Raw genomic sequence first — 21,057 nt, forward strand, 5'->3', positions numbered from 1 at the left:
AGATGATCACAACTTTACAAGATACAACAACATTAACGAACGGTGTGAAAATGCCTTGGCTAGGACTTGGCGTATTTCTAGTTGAGGAAGGTCCTGAGCTAATCAATGCCGTAAAATCTGCCATCAAACACGGATACCGTAGCATTGATACGGCAGCAATTTATGAAAATGAAGCAGGCGTTGGCCAAGCAATTCAGGAAGGATTAGCAGAAACAGGACTACCAAGAGAAGAACTCTTTGTTACATCAAAAGTTTGGAATGCGGATTTAGGATACGAAGCAACACTTGCAGCCTTTGAAACGTCGTTAAACAAGCTTGGTCTTGACTATTTAGACCTGTACCTGATTCACTGGCCAGTTGAAGGCAAATACCAGGATGCTTGGCGAGCATTAGAAACTCTATACAAAGCTGGTAAAATAAAAGCAATTGGTGTGAGTAATTTCCAAATCCATCATTTGAAAACATTATTGGAAACAGCAGAAATTAAACCTATGATCAATCAAGTAGAGCGCCATCCTCGCTTAACACAGGAAGAGCTAATTGCTTTCTGCCGTGAGCAAGACATCCAAGTGGAAGCGTGGTCTCCACTTATGCAGGGTCAGCTATTTGATAACCCGGTTTTACACGAAATCGCTACGAAATACGGAAAAAGCATCGCACAAATTATTATTCGTTGGGACTTACAGCAAGGCATCGTAACCATTCCAAAGTCTACAAAAGAACATCGGATTATCGAAAATTCATCTGTGTTTGATTTCACGTTAACAGCTGAAGATATGGCGAAAATCGATCAACTAAACCAAAATCACCGCGTCGGTCCAGATCCGGACAATTTTGATTTTTAATAATAACAGCAAGATGGACTTCTCCCGTTAGAGGTCCATCTTTTACGTTTCAGCTGTAATATTAATAAACTTCACCAATTGCTCATTCAAATAACTAACCGGATAGGAAAAATCATGTTGATACCAGTCAAGGATCATCCCAATAATCGCATTGGCTTGATAGGCACTATGAAGCTCATGATTAATCCCTTCAGCTAACAACCCCACTTGGTCATGTAGTAGCAATGCTTTGACTTCCTCAAACAATAAATAGTAATACATCATCGGTACTTTTTTGGAAAAAATAATTCGGTAAAACTCTTGATATTTCGCAATATGATCAAAGATCTGAATCGTATTTGGATCTAATTCACTCGTTTTGAGGACGGACACATGACGGTAAGGCTCCTGGTAGGAATTTGCTAAATCTGCTGTAATTTCTTTAAAATACTCTTCAAATAAATCTTCTACTTGATTGTAATGTAAATAAAACGTTCCTCGATTTACCTTTGCCATTCTACAAATCTCGGAAATCGTAATCTCCTCTAATACCTTCTTCTGTAATAATTCTAATAGCGCATGGTGCAAGGATTCTTTCGTTTTCACCACTCGTAAATCAATATGGGACATTTTTTCACCTCTTATTGAACATATTATCGCTAATGTGTTAATTAATGAACAGAATGCATTTTTTTGCTTATTGTAAGCACTATCATTTCCTATTATAATTTTTATTGAACAACTGTACAATAAATTTGAAGGAGGCTGTTTTACATGAGATTAGAAAACAAAGTAGCAATCGTTACTGGTGCTGCATCTGGAATGGGTAAAGCTATTGCAGAGGGCTATGCAAAAGAAGGTGCAAAAGTTGTTGTATCGGATTTAAACCTAGAAGGTGCACAAGCGGTAGTAGATGGTATTAAAGCTAATGGCGGAGAAGCTATTGCTGTTTCTGCAAACGTGGCATCAGAAGAAGATGTGAAACGCTTATTTGATGAAACAACGGTCACTTTTGGTAAATTAGATATTTTAGTAAACAATGCTGGTATTATGGATGGCATGGAACCGGTTGGCGAAATTTCTGACGAGCGCTGGGAGAAGGTGTTTGCGGTTAATACAACTGCTGTGATGAAATCCATGCGTATTGCGGTGAACCTTTTCTTAGAGCAAGGTCACGGTACAATCGTAAACAACATTTCTGCAGGTGGTTTGTATGGTGCTAGAGCTGGTGCAGCATATACTGCCTCTAAGCATGCGGTTGTTGGATTAACGAAAAACACGGCATTCATGTATGCAAACAAAAACATCCGTTGTAATGGAATCGCACCAGGTGCTGTCATAACGAACATCACTTCTTCTATGACAAACATTAGTGAATATGGTGCCGGTCGCCAACAATTAGGGTTAGCAATCAACCCTCGCGCTGGTCAACCAGAAGAAATCGCACAATTAGCGATCTTCCTAGGTTCAGACGAAGCAAGCTTTGTGAATGGACAAGTTATCGCTGTTGATGGCGGTTGGACTGCTTACTAAGCACATAATTGATTACAATTTTTTGAGACCACCATTTCGTGGTCTTATTTTTTTTGCTGGTTTAAGAGGTTATGAAAATCTCGTGACAAATTGCGAAAGACAAGGCTATATAAATCGATTACATGTATACTTATATTAGTTATCATCAACCTAATGAAAAGTCATCATTAATTTTGTAGCTGGGGGATTAATAGATTGAAGAAATTTATTAAAGGATTCCTTATATTTATCGCAATTATGTGGGTATTTCATACATTATCCAAGAATTTCATGGTTGATCCTACCTTTGAAAAATTTATTGCTAAAAAAGATCAAGTGTTAACCAATGAATCTCTGTGGATACTAATGATCCGAATTCATATTTTACTAGCTATCATTTCCCTTATTACCGGGCCGTTGGGAGTAATCAAGGAGATTCGCAATAAATCCATTACTTTTCACCGTTGGAACGGTCGCGTGTATGTCCTAACGATACTATTAAATTTCATTCCAGGTATCTATGTTTCTCTTTTTGCAACCGGAGGATGGCCAAGCACATTAGGCTTTCTTATTTTGAATACATTATGGCTCGGAACAACTATACGCGGGTACTTGCTCATCCGACAGAAAAAAAGAAATTTACATCGAAAATGGATGATTCGAAGCTTCTTGCTAGCCTTTGCCAACATGACGATTTATATTGTGGTGTTACTCACCCATAGCATCTTGAATTTTCCTTATGGGACTTCGTATACGATTGCTGTTTGGTTATGCTGGATTCTCAACCTGCTACTAGCAGAAATTCTTATTCGGAAAAAGGTATTTCTATAGAATTTTATTGTTGATTAGTTATATAGAAATGAGAATACACCAACGGCATATTCTCATTTCTAGGTTAAGTAGTTATTTTGACTAGTCTTCTTTATATTTACCCTTCACCGCTTCAGAACCGATACCTGCAACAACCATTAAAACTAAGGGGACAAAATTCCAAAGGAAAGATCCACCAAACAACGTTATATCTAGTGCAGTAAATTTCGTTAATAGAATACCCACTATTTTAACTACGAATAGAATTAGTCCGATGACAAATAAAATATCAAACGTAAATTTTAATTTCGGATGTGCTAATTGTTTACTATCGTTTATGACTTTCTCTTTCAATTCATCATCGCTCCTTAATAATTCATCAACTGTGACCTCAAATAGATCACTTACCTTTAGTAGAACTTCGATACTTGGATAGTTTTGGCCGTTCTCCCATTTCGAAACAGACTGCCGACTAACAAATAGTTTTTCTGCCAGCTCTTCTTGAGACCAACCTCTATTCGTTCTCTCCTTTTTGAGCTTTTCACCGAATTCCATATTGTAATCACCTTTCTGTTAACTATATCTCATTATGATTAGATTCCGAATAAAATGTAAAGCTAGTTATTGTTGCATGGTGCCGCAACCGTTAGTTGCCACCGGTTAATCCTAGCACTTATCCATTCGATTGCTGCTATTAGTATATACTAACCAACATTCTACCTTACCATAAGAAAAGAAAGCAGAAGTGCTACCTCCTGCTTTCTTCCGTCTTTCATACCATTAATAGGATTGTCTTAAATTCCTAAATACGCTTTTATTCCTTTCACAATAGCTTTTGCAACCGATAGCTGAAAGTCATCTGTAAGCATTTGCTGCTCATCCTGTGGATTGGTTAAATAACCAATCTCCAACAAAACTGCAGGCATTGTCGTATCTTTTAGCACAAAATAATTTTCCTTCTTAACTCCCCTATCATTATATCCCGTTGCCTCGATAAGATATTGATGTATCTTGTTAGCAAAGGTCTTAGAATTACTATGATAATAATAGGTTTCCGTTCCAGATACAGTTGGATCAGTAAATGTATTGGCGTGAATGGAAACAAATACATCCGCACCTAAATCATTCGCAAAGTTTGGTCTCTCTCGGGCCTCTGATGAGAGAAATTCATCAGCTTCTCTCGTCATGGATACAGCTATTTTAGAATCCTGTTCTAATAATGACGCGACCTTCTTCGATACACTAAGTGTAAAATCCTTTTCATAAGAACCACTTGCACCGATAGATCCCGGATCTACGCCACCATGTCCTGCATCAATCACTACTTTAAATGGATCTATTTCTCCACTATTGCCATCCTTTTCGGTAACCGTATCGTTGATGTTTGGTTTTGTTTCATTACTCGTTACATACACCTTATAGAAACTTACGATTACGATAATTCCTAGTAAACATACTAAAAGACGAATCCATTTCTTCATTCAGCATTTCTCCTTTTTATTCCCTACATACAGCTTGTTTTTCTTATGCATTACTAGCGTAAGTGACTGAGGTAAAGATTAAATAAAGATGAAATAGAGTTAACCTAAAGATTCTCCAAAACGAAAAAGCCACCTGTTCCGGAAAAAATCACGAAACAGATGGCTCCCCATATTCAGTTCAATTGTTTTTGTTCAAGTAAAAATAGAAACATACGCCTTTTGCTGTATTGAAAACGCCATATTCAACGCCGTGCAGGGTCAAAATATTTTTAGCAATAGCTAGTCCTAATCCCGTTCCTTCTTCAGAACGCTGTGTTTTATCACCTTGATAAAAACGATCCCAAATTTTATCCAGTTGGTCCTCTGGAATGTGACTACCCTCATTCTCAACGGTAATCTTCACTTGATCCACTTCATTAACGGTGGATAGGACAATAACACCTTCATTTGGTGTATGGCGGATTGCATTCGTTAAAAAGTTGGTGATAACCTGTTCAATCCGATGCATATTGGCAACTACTTCTGCACCATCTAGATTTATTTTGACCTGTACTTGTTTTCCAGAAGCTTTTAATACTAGCTGGTTATAGACTGTTTGAATCAAATCGTCTATATAAAATGGAAGCATTTCTAGCTTATATGTCCCTGACTCATATTTCGCTAATTCCAGCATGTCTGCGATTAACCGATCCATTCGATTCACTTCATTTTCCATCGCTTCAAAATAATGCTCTCTTTTCTGAACGGCAACACCATCATGAAGAATTGCTAAACAGCCTTTCATAATGCTTAACGGTGTTTTTAGTTCATGCGATACTCCGGCAATAAAGTCCTTCCGTGTTTTTTCTAGCTTTCTTTCTTTCTCCACATCCTGTTGGAGTTGGTTAATGTGGGATTGTACTGTGTCCGATAAGAAATTAATGTTATTGGATAACTCGCCAATCTCGTCTTTTGATTTCACCGTAATTCTTTCGGTAAAGTCTAAATTAGCCATTCGTTTAGCGGTATCATTTATAGTCAGTAACGGCTTGGCAATTCCCTTCGAATAGTAGAACGCCGCCAGAAAAATCAATATCACAGAAAATAGGATGATATAAATATAATATTCCTCTACCATCTGTACCGCCTCATTAACTGGCTGTAAAGAGGCCATCGTAAAGTAGTAGATGGTATCTCCATTGCTATCCGTTTCCGGACTTACTAATAACTTATAGGTGATGCCGTCTTGTTCAAAGTCTAGTAATTCGGTTTCGTTTATGCGCTTTTCATCCAATATAAGGTCAGCTTGGAATTGCTTTAATCGTTCGATAAATAATTGATTGGAAAGCGTTGCATAGTAGTTCATCGTTTCATCAGGCAAATGGATATCCTTTATCCGGCCATAGATAATAGAATTAGCATCCCTACCAGCCTTGTCCCTTTTCACGAAAAGCTGCTCGTTTTCCCAGAAAGAATAGGCATTTAACTGCTGTAATTCAAAAGGGACTGCTATTGGATCCTCCGCTTGCTTGGCATCCCAAAATATTCGGTAGGGATACAGGGCGGAATCCTTCTCAATACTATGAACCTCTACCGCCTGATAGTCAGCTAGGTAATTATCAATGTCAATTAAATCATCCGGATTGATTATATAATAAATAGGAATTTTGATACTTTTGTCTGTATAACGTGTTAGTTCTCCATGTGTATCGGAAATAAAAAACGCACCGTCCAGCTCAAGGTAATAATCATCCATCCCTTTTGGATTTCCATTTTCATCTAAGACTGTAATCCAAGCATTATTCTCCCGGTAAAATTCTTGCTCTAATTGAACTGCTTCATCATCGTCATGATTTTGGTAATCCTCTTTAAATAGGTCTACAGCCTCGGTTAATTGATTAACCTTTTTTTCCGCATAAAACCGTTCAAAGAAAATTGTTTGCCCAATATAAATTGCCGCTAAAATAAACAGACATAATCCTGATGTCAACAGAAACAATTTTAATACGATACGTTTTCTCATTATTTCTCCTCAAACTTATAGCCAGCACGGACAATTGTTTTGATCAAGTCAGCGCAATTACCCAGTTTACTTCTTAAATTCCGCATATGGGTATTAATTGTCCGATCATCGCCTGTATATTCATATCCCCAAATTCGTGTTATTAATTGGTCCCTTGTGATGACTATATTTTTATTTTCCATTAAATAAATTAGGATTTCATATTCGGTGTGAGTTAATTCAACTGCTTCTCCATTCACTTTGACAGAACGTGAAAGAAGATTCACCTCTAGATCATTACTAATTAGCATGTCTTGATTTGCACCTGTTATCTGAGACTGTTGGGAGGAAAGCAAGCGATTGGCTCTAGCCAGTAATATTCTTGGACTATAAGGCTTTGTTACGTAATCATCAGCCCCTAATTCAAACCCTAATAATGTATCTTCCTCATCCGCTCTCGCCGTCAACATAATAATCGGAACAACCGATTTTTCACGTACTTTTTTACACACCGTCCAGCCATTTAGCTTGGGCATCATAATATCCAATACGATAAGATCGATTGCATGCTTTTCAAATAACGCTAATGCCGTGATACCGTCCCCTGCTTCTAATACGTGATAGCCTTCTTCTTCAAAGTAATCTTTGCTAATTTCGCGTAAGACACTCTCATCTTCTACGATTAATATCGTCTGTTTCATATTTTTCCCCTTATTTATCTACCTGTATTTAAAATAATTATTTGATTCCACGGTGTCATCATAACAGAAAAAGATAAAGATTAGATAAAGATTATCTTAATCGAAATACGTAACGGAAATAAGTGTTTCCTTTAGTATTGCCTAGATTGGTTAAATTCACGAGGAGATTATATTGCATTAGATGCTTACAAACCTGTAAGTAAAATGTAAGGATAATCAATTTCTTCCACAGCTCTTCTTTTCTATAATTTTCTCCAGTACATATAAGGAGGAATTTTGACATGTATTTATCAGAAATGAATAGCACCCTATTTCGAATGATTAATGATTTAGGAAAAGAGTTCACTTCTTTAAATCCAACTATGGTCTTTATCTCGAAATATATGGTTATTTTCTTGGCTTTAGCCGTTATCTTGTTCTGGTTTACTAGACGTAACAACAATCGAATCATGATTATTTGTGGGGCAATTACATTCATTGTAGCAGAAATCCTAGGGAAGCTTGCTGGACGTATCCATTCGAATAATCAACCATTTGCCGAGCTCACCAATGTAAATAAACTTATTGAGCATTCAATCGATAATTCCTTTCCAAGTGACCATACCATTCTATTCTTTTCCTTTTGTATGACGTTTTTTCTGTTTCGAAAAAGATGGAATTTTTTATGGATAGTGTTAGCAGCCATTGTTGGTATTTCACGGATTTGGGTAGGTGTACATTATCCTGCAGATGTTTTGGTAGGGGCTGGTATTGCTGTTGGATCTGCCTTACTCGTCTACCTTTTTATTCCTAATCTACAAATTATCGAAAAAGCCTTACGTGTTTACGAACGAGGGGAAAGATTGATTATTCCAGCGAGGTCACGATCAAACGACTAGAGAGAAAGGTATCCTAATTAAGCCATTGCACCAAGCCGCTTCCATTGAACCTTCTTTTTACTTATGTAAAAATAGGCATGAAACATACAACGTCTACCATAGGAGTGTGAAGAAGTTGCGTGATAAAGAAACATTAAAACAAGAAATAATGGATGCTTTTCATTTCCGCCATGCGACAAAGGCATTTGACCCGGATAAGAAAATTCTCGAGGAAGACTTCCGATTTATTTTAGAGGCTGGTCGATTATCCCCGAGCTCATTTGGATTCGAACCATGGCGTTTTGTTGTTGTTCAAAACGCAGCGCTCCGGGAGAAAATCAAACAAACATCTTGGGGTGCCTTTAGCAAGCTTCCCGAGGCAAGTCATTTTGTCATTCTTTTAGCCAGAACCAAGCTTGACACGGTCTATCATGCAAAATATTTAAAGGACCATTTACGAGATGTTTTACAATTTCCTGACGAGGCACTAGATAAGTATCTAACAAGAGTCGAGGAATTTCAGCGTGATGATTTCAAATTATTAGAGGGCGATCGCCCGTTATTTGACTGGGCTTGTAAGCAAACCTATGTTGCACTAGCCAACATGATGACTGTTGCCGCCCAAATTGGCATTGATTCTTGTCCAATCGAAGGATTTAATATGGATAAAATGAATCAGCTGTTGGAAGAAGAAGACTTATTGGAAAATGGTCATTTCGGCATTTCCGTCATGGCAGCCTTTGGTTATCGGGTGAAGGAGCCTCGCCTGAAGACCCGCAGACCGTTTGATGATGTGGTGAAGTGGGTTGACTAGATACGATTTATAATAAAACGTTTACAAAAACATTCCTTGAATGAACAATCAGGGGATGTTTTTCGTTTATAATGGAGATGAATGACTTGATAAAAGGAGTAGTTAACCGAATGAAGAAATTCCTAAAAGGGAAGACGAGTAAGTTTATCGCACTTTTAGTTATCCTCTATCTTTTAAACTTAGTTTTCCCAAAAACCGACACATCACTTGATGAAACGTGGTTTCCAGCTGATAATGCAGGCCCGCTCGTGATTGCTCACCAAGCAGGGAACCAGGAGCGTCCATCCTCTACAAATCTTGCATTCCAGCACGCCGTAGAAGTTGGTGTGGATATACTAGAATTTGATGTTGCCCTAACAAAGGATGATCAGCTGATTACCATTCATGACCTGACACTAGACCGGAATACAAATGGGTCCGGGAAGGTTCGAGAGCATACCTATGAAGAAATACGCGCACTCGATGCAGGGTATGGATTAGAGGATGAAAATGGACAGGTTATTCGCGATGTAGCTAGTAATCCTTATATTGAGGAAGGGGCTTATATCCCGAATCTGGAAGAGATTTTCACTAAATATGGCGATTACAAAATGATCATCGAGCTAAAGGATTCCGGTGAAGTTGGGAAAAGGAGTGCGGAGGTCTTCTGGAAGTTAGTTCAGCAATATAACATGGAAACTAATGTTGTTGTCGCTTGCTTTGATGAGGAGACATTGAAAGAATTGCGCCGCGTGTCCGATGACCAAGTCATTACCTCGGCAAGCGAAGGGGAAATGTATCCATTTTACGCATTTCACCGATTAGGACTTCCCGTTCTAAATAATTTTGTGTCATTTGAAATGCTGCACATTCCGACTAGCTATGATGTGAAAGGCTTCCATATCAATCTTATGACCGATGCCCTGCTGAATGATGCACATAAGCGCAATATGGCGGTTTACTATTGGACCATTAATGATGCAGAAACAATGCGAGAGCTTATTCACATGGGGGTTGACGGCATTATGACCGACCGCCCTGAATTACTTCTAGAAGTGTTAGAGGAAGAAGGACTCAGGTAATATGTTAGTAGAACGATAAAATAGAAGGAGGGAATTACGGTTGAAAGCGGAAAAAACATTACGGATTTGCGAAAAGGGACATCGCTATTATAAAAGTAGCGACTGCCCAACCTGCCCACAGTGCAATAAAGAAAACAAACCCGAGAGTGGCTTCTTATCGAAACTAAGTTCACCTGCTAGAAATGCTTTAGTTCACGAAGGAATTGATACACTACAAAAGTTATCCAATTTCAGCGAAAAAGAAATTCTTAAACTGCACGGAGTTGGACCATCCTCCTTACCAAAATTGAGAGCTTCATTAGAAGAAGAGGGGTTAGCATTTAAGAGCTAATGGTGGTCTAATTATCAGCATGAATTATCCCCATTCCCCCCTAACTTCATTTACCTATTAAATATTTCTAATATTATGTTATTATTAAACTAGATAGGTAATCACTAAACTTAGGGGTGGATTTTATTGGATATATTAGAAAATAATGAACACGTTACCGTAAACAATCCTGAGGAATTACTTATGGCCGTAAAGAACAAAAAACCTTACATTCTAATTAGTAGCGACTATAAAGATGAATTTTTGGAAAACACTGATCTGCCACTTTCCGAAATAGAAATAATGGGATTTGAACTCGGAGCCCGTGGTAATGCACAACTTACTGGTGGACTTCTTTATCCAATCATCAATTTCTTCAGCAAGGGCAGTAAAGTACAGAAGCAAATTGACAGTAGGCTCCGTAAATACACATATAAAAAAACTAGTGAACATGACATTCTTTTGTATTTGAGGCATTTTGATTATTGAATGTCATTCTTAAGTAACTTAAAAGGCAAGGAATCGATATTTTATCGGATCCTTGCCTTTAATAGTTTTCTTATAATTTCTTAAGCAGAGTTCTCTGGCATCCATTTATACCGCTTTTTCTCTTGCAGCAACCATTTTGTTGAGTCCTTCTCTTGCTGATTAACAAAGTCACTAAGCTTACCTTGGTGAATCAACTGAGACCCTTCATACCCCATAAAATCACTTGGTTTCACCAGGCTCTCTGGTTTATTGGTAACGGCTATTCCTCCACTCGTTAATACTGCCGCAACAAACTGCGAACAAAAATAAGCGTTCTTCGTGTCTATTGTTCGGTTAAACAATACGCCAACTAAGCCCACAAGATTATATTTGTAATAACACTGATCACGCTCGATTTTCTGAACAAATTCCCGCATATTCTTGTATTGCTGCATCGAAACCGGCACTTTGTAGATGGCACAATCCGCCCGACGAAACAATTTTCCAGCGGTATCTTCCTTCACGAACCCACCGATAAACGGATTATTGGCTCGTTTCCGCCCAAAGCTGTAGGTAGAGCATAATTCTTTCGTGAATGAAATCGACGCGTGATTTAACGGTTGCCTGGTAAACAAGCGGATAAACCGTGTAAATAATGTTCCAGTATTGGTTAGTACAATATAAATATCCTTTTCCATTAATTCTCCACTGTAATACTTCCATTATCCGACGCTAGTTTAATGAGATATTTTCCATCGCCAATGACAGCATTTCCATTATATGTTCCTAAAATATCTACTCTACCATTGTCGACCTCAACATCAAATTCCACATTCGTCGGTTCTTTTGCAGTTTCTACCGTAATGCGTCCATTATCGGTTTCTAAATTGATATTACGATCAAGATCTTCCGTAATAAGCGAGATACTTCCGTTATTCGTTTCGCCCTCTAAATCGCCTTCCACATGGTCTAAGATGATTTTTCCATTATCGGTTTCCATGAAGGTAGATTCGGCTAGGATGTTATTTAACTCAATCCGTCCATTATCAGAATGTGCAGAAGCGGTTTTTGTCTGGATGTCTCGCATTTCGATTCGTCCATTACTAGTACGAAAATCAAGCGATTCGGCTAATAATTGTTCCGCAGAAATATAACCATTATCACTAGAGACGATTAACGATTTATATGCTTTTTCTGGCAGATACACCATTACGGATAATCCATCTAATAGTTCAAGAAAGTTGAAATTGAACCACTTCAAATGCTTTTCTTTAACCGTAATAAACAGTGTAGAATCCTCAACGTTAGTATCAAACGTTAGGTTATCACTGGACCTAGATTCTCCATCTAATACGACCGTAATATCAGAAGCAGCCGTTGGCAGTATCTGAACGCGAGCATTATCAGTATCCACTTGAACACTTGTAACTTGATTGTTGCTTATGACTTTTTCCTCCGAAATTGGTTCGGCAGCATTTAAGCGAAACGTGAATGCACTACCGATAACACCAATGATAATAACTATAGTTGCTATGATTGTAAGTCTCTTTTTATTTTTCATGCTTTAAACCACCTTTCACTAATGAAACATTATATGCCAAATATTTGACGAATCCTTTTGAAGCTAATTTTGAAACATACAGCATTCCCACGAGAATGAAATATCCAATTCCGCATAGAACAAGCGAGAAGAATAAATCAAAAAATGCGAATCCGTTTGGATAGACGACCATTTCAAGCAAAACAAGGAGCGGTGATACTAAAAACGATACCCCTACTGTCCAGCCCGAAAAAATGATGGCCGCAATCGCAATGGCTGGTCCAAGTACAATGACAAGATTAAAAAATCCTAAGCCAATGACTGCCCATAGTGCACGAAATATATTACCTGTGGTGGCATTAGTCGTTACTTTTTCCAGATGATAATTTGCTTGCAGCTCTTTAGCGATCTGGCTTGGCGATCCTAACGCGCTAGCAATTTCCTCTTCTGTCTTTCCTTCTTCTAACCCAAAGGCAAAGTGTTCCTCGTAATCTTGTAAAATATCGGTACGCTCTTCCTCTGGGATTCTTTTTAATGCGTTTTTTAATTGCTGCATGAAGCTTTCTTTAGTCATTAACAACACCTTCTTTTATTAATTGATTCACACCGTTTGTAAACTCCCGCCATTCCTCTAGGAGCAAATATAAATATTCTCTTCCTTTTTCCGTAAGTGTGTAATACTTACGAGAAGGACCTTCTGTTGATTCCTTTAAATATGTTGTAAAATATTCTTCTTTTGTTAAACGTCGAAGTAATGGATAGACAGAGCCCTCTGATATTTCAATCTGATTGGATATTTTTTGTACGAGTTCATAGCCATAGCGGTCTTGTTTATCGAGTAAAACAAGGACACAAAGTTCTAAAACACCTTTTTTAAATTGCACGTTCACGTTTTTTCACCCTATTCTTTTGTTAAGTTAACTACTGTTTATTGTATAGTACCATTTTATACGCGTAACCGGTTGAATATACTATAGCATTTAGTATTATTTATTGCAAGGTACTATATAAAACTTTTTTCTCAAGACTGCTACTAAGGGGTTCAAACAAGTTAAAGTGCTTTATTTCTCTCTAAGTCTGTTCCATTTATTAACGTCCGTTCTGATTACGAACGAGTTAAAGAGCCGTGTTATTCTATTGAACTGAACCATTATTCTTTTTATGTCCAAAATAATACATACTCAACGGCCACCATAGAACTGCAAATATTGGGTAGACCGCCCATACATGTTGTGGAGAAGCGATAGCATTTAAGCTAATAAAAAATACACCGATTAAAACACTTCCATGTACAGAGAACTGGAAATACGTTCTTTTTTTAACGTGATAAACCGCAAGCGGCCACCAAAGTATTGCAAATGTAGTAAATATCGCCCATGGAAAGTATGGCGATAATACTAAGTTCAACAAGACATAGTAGACTATAATCCCAATACTTCCACCTAGTGCGACAGGAAATGTTCCCGCCTTTTTCCCTGATAACATTACTACTGGCCATATAACTAAAGGAGCAATGGCATATAACACCCAAGGAATAGTTGGTGTGTACATGTAGTTAATGATGCTAAGAAACATCAACATCAATATACTCACAATAATGGAATGCAGTGTATATTGCTTTTTGTGAATAAGGATTAAACTAATAGGAAACAGCAACAGCGCAAAAGCTGGATAAATAAACCACGGCTCATCATTGCTATGCAAATAATTGACTATCATAAGAAAAACGATTGTCATGATACTGCCTGCTGTTACAAAACCAATATCATATTTCTTCAACTTCTTTCACCCCTATCTTCGTTTCATCCATCTAAAGTACATCGTTAACGGCCACCACAATACAGCAAACGTAGGATATACAAACCATATGACGTTAGGCGTGTAATAGAAATTAATAAACATAAATAATGCGATGATTAAAATGCTTCCCCAAATCGAATAAGCTAAATTAATTTTGTGCATACCCTTTCCGGTTGGCTGCGGCACATCTAACTCCTGCTTCAAATCTTCAATATCGCCAAAATCAACGATTGCTTTATTAATCGCATCCTCTTCTGCTTTTCCTTGCTCCATTAAATCCATTACTTTCTCTTCTAGATTCTGCAGGACCTCATGGATGATTTTTTCCTTTTTTTCACTGTCTGGAATACCTTTAAATAACTCATTGACATGTTTTCGTAACTTATTCAATTTAACCCCTCCATAAATAAATCGATAATTTCCTTTGTTTCTTTCCATTCTTCTGCTGTTTCTTTTAGGAATGCTTTCCCAAGCGATGTAATTCTGTAATACTTTCTTTTACCACCCTTTGAAAAACTTCCATAATAGGATTCTATTAACTCCTTCTTCTCTAATCGTTGAAAAACCGCATACAGCGTCGCCTCTTTAATTTGAAATCGATCATCCGTACGTAAACTGATTTCCTTCGATATTTCATAACCATAACGGTCTTCTTCATAAATCAAACGCAAAATAATTGAATCCAAATGTCCACGAATAATATCACTTCTAATCAACTTTACACTCTCCTGAATTTCAAACTATTCTACCTCGTAGAGTAATAATACTTTAAATTACTCTATCTGTCAAAGTAATTTTTTGAATATGATAAGATGAACATTCAACTAAAAAATGATCCCATCACGCGTATGTGATAGGATCATTTTTTAGTTCTATTTTATTGTTATTACTATTTATGTCGCATAGCGACGTCTTTGTATAAGAAGCATAATAAATCCTAGTAAAAGTATACACGCCCCAAAAAACATTATCGTATAACCACCTGTTGCTGTATACGGCAATTCACCATGTTCTACTCTGATTAATTTTTCTTTCGCATGTTCTAATAATTGCAATGCTTTATCCACTTGAAGTTGGGTCGCCGCTTCATCTAGTAGTACATCGTTAGCGTTTGTAAGTGCAACATGATACTGTTGCCAGCTTGCCTCGGTATAATCATGTTGGATGAGATAAACAGCTTTTTCCTTCTCGGTGTTAAGAGCTGTTTTATCCACAGTTAGACCTGCTCTTGCATTTTCCAGTGCTGTCTTTGCTTCATCAATTGCTTCTTGTGTGGATGTCGAATTAGCCAATACCTCATCTGCCTGTTTCAGCGCGTTTTTATATTCCTTCCAGCTATCAGGCGAATAATTTTCCTGAACTAGATTGGCAGATTCGCTTATCTCTTTTTCTAGCTCGACGGTATACACTAATTCATCGTAAGCTTTTTGTAGTGCTTGTTTCGCCTTATCCACTTCAGATTGGGGAGCTTCGGGATTCGTAATGACGATATAGCTATGTTGATATGCTTTATCAAATATGGCCCAGGAATCTTTTGTATAGGCATTCTCATCCAACTTTTGAGGTGTGATGTCTTCCTCCAGTATCACGAGCGGTTCTTTGTCCACAATCGTAAAGTGGTGCTCTTTGATGACTGCTGGTCTGCCGTCCATCGTTGCTGTTGCTTCCACTACGTATTCTCCTGGCGTGAGTTCTGTTTCCACTTGGTATGCCCAGCTACCATCCGTATTCACGGTGACATTGGCATCGGAAATGACGACGTCTCCATCTGGTCCGGTAATCGTAAGCGTCACATTCTCCGCTCTTGTATCGGCCGTTCCTTCAATCAATGGGGTTATATCATTTGTAATCCCATTTGGTTCATTAATTTGGAGTGAATGGCCAAACAGATCTTGTGCCTGGAACGTGAAGTCTTCTACCGGTGTGCCATTTTCCTCATCACCGATTAAATTAGCTTTGCCGTTAGCTTTGTTATATTGGACCTTGATAACAGCGTCACTTGATAACACGGTTTCCGCCGTTACTGATAGTGTTAGTTTGGATGTTTGATCATTTTCATCTACGTCTACTAGTTTAGCAGAATCAATCGCTATTGCAGCATTATCTACTACTACCGTAAACCCATCCGTTTGGTTTGGATTAACTTTATCGAAGGTTACGGCTTTATCAAATTCGATTGTAATGTCATGGTATCCATCTTCAAAAACGGCATCGATTGGCTTTGGCGCATATTTTTCCAGTTCATCTCGTGCTGCTTGAAGATCTTCTAATGCAGCATCAACTTCAGCCTGTGATTTGGAGGAATCTGTGATTGTATTTTCAGCCTCTCGGACCGCTTCCTCAAACACTTCCCACTCCTCGGCATTGCGGTAATCTTCTTCTTCAAAGCCTTTCACTTCATCATACTCGGCTTGCAGTGCATGTTTGTCAATCACGGTGAATGACGCCGATTTGCGAATAACTCTTTCCGACTCATCATCCTTTGCCGTTACTTCATAGGAATAGTCCCCTGGCTCAAGCTTATCATCATCTGAGACAGTGTATGTCCATGAGCCTTCATTTAACGTGGCATCTACATCGGTAAGGCTGGTAACCGGATCGTTTTCACTATCAACAACCGATAAGGTAACGTGATCCGCATCCTGATGGGTCTCGCCTTTGATGGTAGGTGTCTCGTCATCCGTGTTTCCAATCGTTGTCATAATCTGGAGTGCGGCACCGAAATCATCCCGTGACACGATTTCAAATGACTCATCTGCTGAACCATTATCTTCATCACCAAATAGATTTGGACTCGTTTCATTTTTGGTATAGGTTACCGTAATATTTTTGGTATCACTATCTAAGACGTGATCAACGGTTAAGGTTACGGTATTATCAACGGCAACCGCATCTGTTACCTTATAAGATGTATCGTTAACCGTTACCGCAAATCCTTCTTCTTTGGCATCTGCCGTTAAAATTACATCTTTATCAAAGGTGATCGTGATGGTTTTTTTGCCATGCTCATAGGTTGCTGGTGATTTCTCTACTGGAGAGTGCTTCACGAGTGCCGCTTTGGCATCTTCTAAATTTTTTAATGCTTGATCAACAGCTGCTTGGTTGGGGTTGGATTCATCCGTTGAATCAGCAATATCCACTAGTAGATCTTTCGCAGCTTTTAATGCCGTTTCAAATTCTATCGCTGCGTCCTCATCATCTTCCCAGCCATCTTGATAATCCGCTTCTTGTAAGTCTTTCACTTGCTTGTAGTACGCTTCTAAATCGGCTTTGTTTACAAACGTGAACGTAGCGTCCGTTGTGGCAGTTGCTCCACCTTTTGTTGCCGTTGCATCAACTGTATAATCACCCTTAATTAAATCATCAGTAAGTTCCATTGCCCAACTACCATCTTCTTTAACGGCAGGCGTTCCATTATATAACGTGTCCCGTTTCGGTCCTTTAACGATTAGTTTGACCACGGATCCTGGTACAGTTTTTCCTGTAATTGACTTCTGTTTTGCATCATAGATGACCGATCCATCGGAAGGTTTAATGGTTAAGGAGGTTCCTAGCGTTTCTTCGGCTTCTTCTGCCGTGCTCATGTTGATCACAACCGTAGAATTCTCTGCCTCCACTTCATCCCCCTCGTGGTTTATAATAGAAATTTCAATCGGTCGGTCACCGCTGAAGGCTGTGTTTTGGTACTGTACGAGTTGGACGATGGCATCCGCAACACCGGGAACAACTTTTGAACTTACTACCCGTACATTATCAATACTAAGTGTTGCGCCATGTGAGGTCCCATCTGTTTTATTAAAGGATCCCGCTACAAAGCGGAATCGATACGTACCATCCTCAGGAATCTTACCCGAATTGGTTGTCCAATCTTGGGCTGAACCTCGTCCATAAAGAATTTCTGTATGCTCTCCGGTTTCCTCATTGACTAAAAAGCCATACACTTCATAGTCGTCGCCACCTTCATTCGCTTTCCAGTCAAAGGATAAAGAGTCTCCTTCAGCTGCTTTAAACGGGCTACTTATCGCTTCAATACCAAAAGACGATGCGATGGCATTGTTTTTATCCCCATAAGTCCCTTCCGTTAAATAGGCCCATAAAAATCCAATTTCAAGTGATTTACCTTTTGCAGTATCAGTATCGTTATATATCGCTTGCGCAAAGCCTGCATCACTATATCCTGATGTCCAACCGTCAAACACCGCTTCAAATCCTTCTATATTAGGCACGTCGCCAGTTGTGGAAGGAGCCCCATCATTATAATCAACGTTCGTAACATAGGAATATTCATTAGTTGGCCCTGTTACCGTATAGGTGCCATCACCATTATCGGTAATATGATCATACGCACGACCTTTTGTTTGCGTTGCCAGATCGCCTAACCAAATTTGGTTGATGGTTTTTCCATCCTTTTCACTCGTTTTATTTATCGTCCAATCTGGGATCGTTACTTCTTTACCGATTTCCCCCGCTTCAAAATTCCCATTTTCCAACGGGGCAGACAAGTCAATTTGAAGGGCGCCACCTTCACCATTCATGTTATCATTCACAGAAGCTATCGGAACACCGTTCAACAAGAATTGACCATTCTTATAAAGAAGCACCGAATCATCCGTTAACGTCACACGTGAATTTTCCGGGATAAATAATTTTTCCGTACTAACATAGTCCGTATCTTGTAGGTCAAAACGAATATACCCTTCCGCGAGTTGTTCTCCCGCTTGGGCTTCATGGTCGTAGTTAGGTGCTACTGTAACACGTTCTCCTAAAATTGGATCATAATCAATATTTGCTAATTCCGCAGCTAATACAGTACTTCTACCACCCCCTGAAAACAGGATACTTAGACTAAGCACTGTAATTAATAAAACGGCTATTTTGGATTGATGTGTTTTCATTTTTCTCCCCCTTGCTTTAGAACGATTTAGCTTTTTCACATGATAATAAAGGCATGCAAGTTAATCATGATTTCATCCTTCCGTAATATGGTTAGAAGTAAGACCGTTCTGCGATTTCCGACTAGTTTCGACTTAATTATATAATGGAGCTAGTAGTTAAGTACTGTAACGAAAGTACTAGAAAGGCAAAAAAAAATAACCTTGCTACATTTTTGCAGCAAGGTTTTTACATACTATAGAATTATTGTTGGTGGATATAATCCGCTCTGGGAATATACTCCGCTACACTAGTGTCTTCCTTCAGTTTCCTCATTCTAATATTTAGTACTTTATCTCATATTAATTATTTCCAGACGCTTTTGTTTCTTTATCCAACGGTCGTTCTACGTTTAGGTCATTTGGTGTTAAACCAAGCGTCTGTGCTGTATTAGTATGAATCGTATGGAAAAGCTCTGGATTTTCCGCTAGTGTCACGCCATAGGACGGAATCATTTCTTTGATTTTCGGCTCCCACTCTTCTAGATGCTGCGGGAAACATTTTTCCAATACCTCCAGCATAACATGCACAGCGGTAGAAGCTCCTGGAGATGCCCCAAGCAAGGCAGCAATCGAACCATCAGCAGCAGTTACTACTTCTGTGCCAAATTGCAATGTACCTTTTCCACCTGCTTCGGTATCCTTAATCACTTGCACGCGTTGTCCGGCCACAACGATATCCCAATCCTCACGTTTAGCTTCTGGAATAAACTCGCGTAGTTCTTCCATCCGTTTTTCATTAGAAAGTAGCACTTGCTGGATTAAATATTTGGTCAAGGAAAGTTCTTTCACACCAGCTGCCAGCATTGTCAGCAAATTATTCGGCTTTACCGACTTGATTAAATCGAAAACAGAACCCGTTTTTAAAAACTTAGGCGAGAAGCCCGCAAACGGTCCGAACAATAATGTTTTTTTATTATCAATATAACGTGTATCCAAATGCGGTACAGACATTGGTGGTGCCCCGACCTTGGCTTTGCCGTACACTTTTGCTTGGTGCTCCGCGATAACGTCTGGATTGTTACACACCATAAATAATCCACTTACAGGAAAACCACCTATATGCTTGGATTCTGGAATACCCGTTTTTTGTAGTAACGGCAGACTGCCTCCACCGCCACCGATAAAGACGAAATCCGCCGTATGATAGTCAACACTTCCACTAACCAGGTTCTTGACTTTTACGCTCCAGCGATTATCATTCGTTCGTTTCATTTGCTTCACGAGATGCTTATAGTGAACTTGCACACCGTTGTCCGTCAAATGATCCATTAGCATTCGTGTTAACTCCCCAAAATTAACATCTGTTCCTGAATCAATCTTCGTAGCCGCCATCGGCTCGGTAATTGTACGCCCTTTCATTATTAGCGGAACCCATTCCTTCAGCTTTTCCGGATCATCGGAAAATTCCATCCCATGAAAAAGCGGACTGTTTGATAGCGCTTTAAATCTGTTTTTTAAAAATTCTACATTTCGTTCTCCGTGCACAAGACTCATATGTGGTAATGGGCGAATGAAATCCTGTGGATCCCGAATAAGATGTTGATTCACTAAATAGGCCCAAAACTGTCTCGACAGCTGAAATTGCTCATTAATCTTTACTGCTTTCGTTATATCAATTGTTCCATCTGGTTGTTCAGTCGTATAGTTGAGCTCGCATAATGCAGAATGCCCAGTCCCTGCATTATTCCATTCGTTAGAGCTTTCCTCCCCTGCACGGTCAAGCTTCTCCAATACGTTAATATTCCATTCTGGTGCCAATTCTTTTAGTAACGAGCCTAATGTAGCACTCATCACGCCAGCACCGATTAAAATAACATCTGCTTTTTCTCGTAAGTTGCCCATTCTACCGTCCCCATCCCCTATGACTAAAAATATCGGTGCCCGCACACGACACCACGTATACCGTTACTTATTTACCCAACTCTAATCATATCATAATCTACAAAAATTACAGATTGATTTTA

Annotated in this window: 22 protein-coding genes; 8 read left to right on the forward strand and 14 right to left on the reverse strand. The window is 38.8% G+C overall.

Annotated features, from left to right (window positions below; genetic code table 11):
• Positions 1-2 precede the first annotated feature (2 nt).
• Positions 3-845, forward strand: coding sequence for an aldo/keto reductase (locus JF53_RS14085; protein ID WP_047980266.1), 843 nt, complete (start codon positions 3-5; stop codon positions 843-845).
• 42 nt (positions 846-887) lie between these two features.
• On the opposite strand, the gene JF53_RS14090 is transcribed toward JF53_RS14085, so the two are convergent.
• Positions 888-1,454, reverse strand: a complete 567-nt coding sequence (locus JF53_RS14090; protein ID WP_047980265.1) for a TetR/AcrR family transcriptional regulator — start codon at positions 1,452-1,454, stop codon at positions 888-890.
• A gap of 144 nt (positions 1,455-1,598) precedes the next feature.
• Here JF53_RS14090 and JF53_RS14095 point away from each other — a divergent pair, with 144 nt between their 5' ends.
• Positions 1,599-2,357: an SDR family oxidoreductase gene (locus JF53_RS14095; RefSeq protein WP_047980264.1), complete on the forward strand. Its 759-nt coding sequence runs from the start codon at positions 1,599-1,601 to the stop codon at positions 2,355-2,357.
• Positions 2,358-2,552: 195 nt separating this feature from the next.
• Positions 2,553-3,167: a DUF2306 domain-containing protein gene (locus JF53_RS14100; protein WP_047980263.1), complete on the forward strand. Its 615-nt coding sequence runs from the start codon at positions 2,553-2,555 to the stop codon at positions 3,165-3,167.
• An 81-nt stretch (positions 3,168-3,248) separates the two neighbouring features.
• On the opposite strand, the gene JF53_RS14105 is transcribed toward JF53_RS14100, so the two are convergent.
• The 4 genes from JF53_RS14105 to JF53_RS14120 form a co-directional block, all read right to left on the reverse strand.
• Positions 3,249-3,701 (reverse strand): helix-turn-helix domain-containing protein, encoded by a 453-nt coding sequence (locus JF53_RS14105; RefSeq protein ID WP_047980262.1) that lies wholly within the window; start codon positions 3,699-3,701, stop codon positions 3,249-3,251.
• A gap of 239 nt (positions 3,702-3,940) precedes the next feature.
• A complete protein-coding gene (locus tag JF53_RS14110) occupies positions 3,941-4,627 on the reverse strand; it encodes an N-acetylmuramoyl-L-alanine amidase family protein (RefSeq protein ID WP_047980261.1) in 687 nt (228 codons plus the stop codon).
• A 178-nt stretch (positions 4,628-4,805) separates the two neighbouring features.
• Entirely contained in the window at positions 4,806-6,629 is a 1,824-nt protein-coding gene (locus JF53_RS14115) for a sensor histidine kinase (RefSeq protein ID WP_047980260.1), read from the reverse strand.
• Positions 6,629-7,309, reverse strand: coding sequence for a response regulator transcription factor (locus JF53_RS14120; protein WP_047980259.1), 681 nt, complete (start codon positions 7,307-7,309; stop codon positions 6,629-6,631). The genes JF53_RS14115 and JF53_RS14120 overlap by 1 nt, the downstream gene beginning before the upstream one ends.
• Positions 7,310-7,590: 281 nt before the next feature.
• On the opposite strand from JF53_RS14120, the gene JF53_RS14125 reads away from it, so the two are divergent.
• The 5 genes from JF53_RS14125 (at position 7,591) to JF53_RS14145 (ending at position 10,840) form a co-directional block, all read left to right on the forward strand.
• Positions 7,591-8,187 carry an undecaprenyl-diphosphatase gene (locus tag JF53_RS14125; protein WP_047980258.1) on the forward strand — a complete coding sequence of 199 codons (597 nt, stop codon included), beginning with the start codon at positions 7,591-7,593 and terminating at the stop codon, positions 8,185-8,187.
• Positions 8,188-8,302: 115 nt separating this feature from the next.
• Entirely contained in the window at positions 8,303-8,980 is a 678-nt protein-coding gene (locus JF53_RS14130) for an NAD(P)H-dependent oxidoreductase (RefSeq protein WP_047980257.1), read from the forward strand.
• An 86-nt stretch (positions 8,981-9,066) separates the two neighbouring features.
• The gene (locus tag JF53_RS14135) at positions 9,067-10,041 is read left to right on the forward strand and encodes a glycerophosphodiester phosphodiesterase (RefSeq protein ID WP_162200788.1); all 975 of its coding nucleotides are present in this window, start codon (positions 9,067-9,069) and stop codon (positions 10,039-10,041) included.
• 40 nt (positions 10,042-10,081) lie between these two features.
• Positions 10,082-10,372, forward strand: a complete 291-nt coding sequence (locus tag JF53_RS14140) for an RNA polymerase alpha subunit C-terminal domain-containing protein (RefSeq protein ID WP_047980255.1) — start codon at positions 10,082-10,084, stop codon at positions 10,370-10,372.
• A gap of 126 nt (positions 10,373-10,498) precedes the next feature.
• A complete protein-coding gene (locus tag JF53_RS14145; protein ID WP_236686958.1) occupies positions 10,499-10,840 on the forward strand; it encodes a hypothetical protein in 342 nt (113 codons plus the stop codon).
• A gap of 80 nt (positions 10,841-10,920) precedes the next feature.
• Here JF53_RS14145 and JF53_RS14150 read toward each other — a convergent pair whose 3' ends face one another.
• The 9 genes from JF53_RS14150 to JF53_RS14190 all read right to left on the reverse strand — a co-directional run bounded on the left by JF53_RS14150 (position 10,921) and on the right by JF53_RS14190 (position 20,935).
• Positions 10,921-11,517, reverse strand: coding sequence for a hypothetical protein (locus JF53_RS14150; RefSeq protein ID WP_047980254.1), 597 nt, complete (start codon positions 11,515-11,517; stop codon positions 10,921-10,923).
• Positions 11,517-12,380 (reverse strand): DUF4097 family beta strand repeat-containing protein, encoded by an 864-nt coding sequence (locus tag JF53_RS14155; protein WP_047980253.1) that lies wholly within the window; start codon positions 12,378-12,380, stop codon positions 11,517-11,519. Before JF53_RS14155 ends, JF53_RS14150 begins: the two co-directional genes overlap by 1 nt.
• Positions 12,370-12,933: a DUF1700 domain-containing protein gene (locus JF53_RS14160; protein WP_047980252.1), complete on the reverse strand. Its 564-nt coding sequence runs from the start codon at positions 12,931-12,933 to the stop codon at positions 12,370-12,372. Before JF53_RS14160 ends, JF53_RS14155 begins: the two co-directional genes overlap by 11 nt.
• Positions 12,926-13,249, reverse strand: a complete 324-nt coding sequence (locus JF53_RS14165) for a PadR family transcriptional regulator (protein ID WP_047980251.1) — start codon at positions 13,247-13,249, stop codon at positions 12,926-12,928. Before JF53_RS14165 ends, JF53_RS14160 begins: the two co-directional genes overlap by 8 nt.
• A gap of 244 nt (positions 13,250-13,493) precedes the next feature.
• Complete coding sequence (locus JF53_RS14170) at positions 13,494-14,138, reverse strand: hypothetical protein (RefSeq protein ID WP_236686959.1); 645 nt, start codon at positions 14,136-14,138, stop codon at positions 13,494-13,496.
• Between the two features lie 12 nt (positions 14,139-14,150).
• Positions 14,151-14,549 (reverse strand): permease prefix domain 1-containing protein, encoded by a 399-nt coding sequence (locus JF53_RS14175; RefSeq protein ID WP_047980250.1) that lies wholly within the window; start codon positions 14,547-14,549, stop codon positions 14,151-14,153.
• Positions 14,546-14,875: a PadR family transcriptional regulator gene (locus JF53_RS14180; protein ID WP_047980249.1), complete on the reverse strand. Its 330-nt coding sequence runs from the start codon at positions 14,873-14,875 to the stop codon at positions 14,546-14,548. Before JF53_RS14180 ends, JF53_RS14175 begins: the two co-directional genes overlap by 4 nt.
• A gap of 177 nt (positions 14,876-15,052) precedes the next feature.
• Positions 15,053-19,054 (reverse strand): Ig-like domain-containing protein, encoded by a 4,002-nt coding sequence (locus tag JF53_RS14185; RefSeq protein WP_047980248.1) that lies wholly within the window; start codon positions 19,052-19,054, stop codon positions 15,053-15,055.
• Between the two features lie 339 nt (positions 19,055-19,393).
• Positions 19,394-20,935: a malate:quinone oxidoreductase gene (locus JF53_RS14190; RefSeq protein ID WP_047980247.1), complete on the reverse strand. Its 1,542-nt coding sequence runs from the start codon at positions 20,933-20,935 to the stop codon at positions 19,394-19,396.
• Positions 20,936-21,057 lie beyond the last annotated feature (122 nt).

The sequence above is a fragment of the Ornithinibacillus contaminans genome, from assembly GCF_001038425.2.
In the GTDB taxonomy this organism is placed as follows: Bacteria; Bacillota; Bacilli; order Bacillales; family Amphibacillaceae; genus Ornithinibacillus; species Ornithinibacillus contaminans.

What these genes read in the sequence shown, in the direction of transcription:
- JF53_RS14115 (WP_047980260.1), bottom strand. Translation starts at nt 6,629, where the DNA reads ATGAGAAAACGTATCGTATTAAAATTGTTTCTGTTGACATCAGGATTA.
- JF53_RS14185 (WP_047980248.1), bottom strand. Translation starts at nt 19,054, where the DNA reads ATGAAAACACATCAATCCAAAATAGCCGTTTTATTAATTACAGTGCTT.
- JF53_RS14110 (WP_047980261.1), bottom strand. Translation starts at nt 4,627, where the DNA reads ATGAAGAAATGGATTCGTCTTTTAGTATGTTTACTAGGAATTATCGTA.
- JF53_RS14120 (WP_047980259.1), bottom strand. Translation starts at nt 7,309, where the DNA reads ATGAAACAGACGATATTAATCGTAGAAGATGAGAGTGTCTTACGCGAA.
- JF53_RS14090 (WP_047980265.1), bottom strand. Translation starts at nt 1,454, where the DNA reads ATGTCCCATATTGATTTACGAGTGGTGAAAACGAAAGAATCCTTGCAC.
- JF53_RS14155 (WP_047980253.1), bottom strand. Translation starts at nt 12,380, where the DNA reads ATGAAAAATAAAAAGAGACTTACAATCATAGCAACTATAGTTATTATC.
- JF53_RS14190 (WP_047980247.1), bottom strand. Translation starts at nt 20,935, where the DNA reads ATGGGCAACTTACGAGAAAAAGCAGATGTTATTTTAATCGGTGCTGGC.
- JF53_RS14125 (WP_047980258.1), top strand. Translation starts at nt 7,591, where the DNA reads ATGTATTTATCAGAAATGAATAGCACCCTATTTCGAATGATTAATGAT.
- JF53_RS14150 (WP_047980254.1), bottom strand. Translation starts at nt 11,517, where the DNA reads ATGGAAAAGGATATTTATATTGTACTAACCAATACTGGAACATTATTT.
- JF53_RS14105 (WP_047980262.1), bottom strand. Translation starts at nt 3,701, where the DNA reads ATGGAATTCGGTGAAAAGCTCAAAAAGGAGAGAACGAATAGAGGTTGG.
- JF53_RS14160 (WP_047980252.1), bottom strand. Translation starts at nt 12,933, where the DNA reads ATGACTAAAGAAAGCTTCATGCAGCAATTAAAAAACGCATTAAAAAGA.
- JF53_RS14085 (WP_047980266.1), top strand. Translation starts at nt 3, where the DNA reads ATGATCACAACTTTACAAGATACAACAACATTAACGAACGGTGTGAAA.
- JF53_RS14095 (WP_047980264.1), top strand. Translation starts at nt 1,599, where the DNA reads ATGAGATTAGAAAACAAAGTAGCAATCGTTACTGGTGCTGCATCTGGA.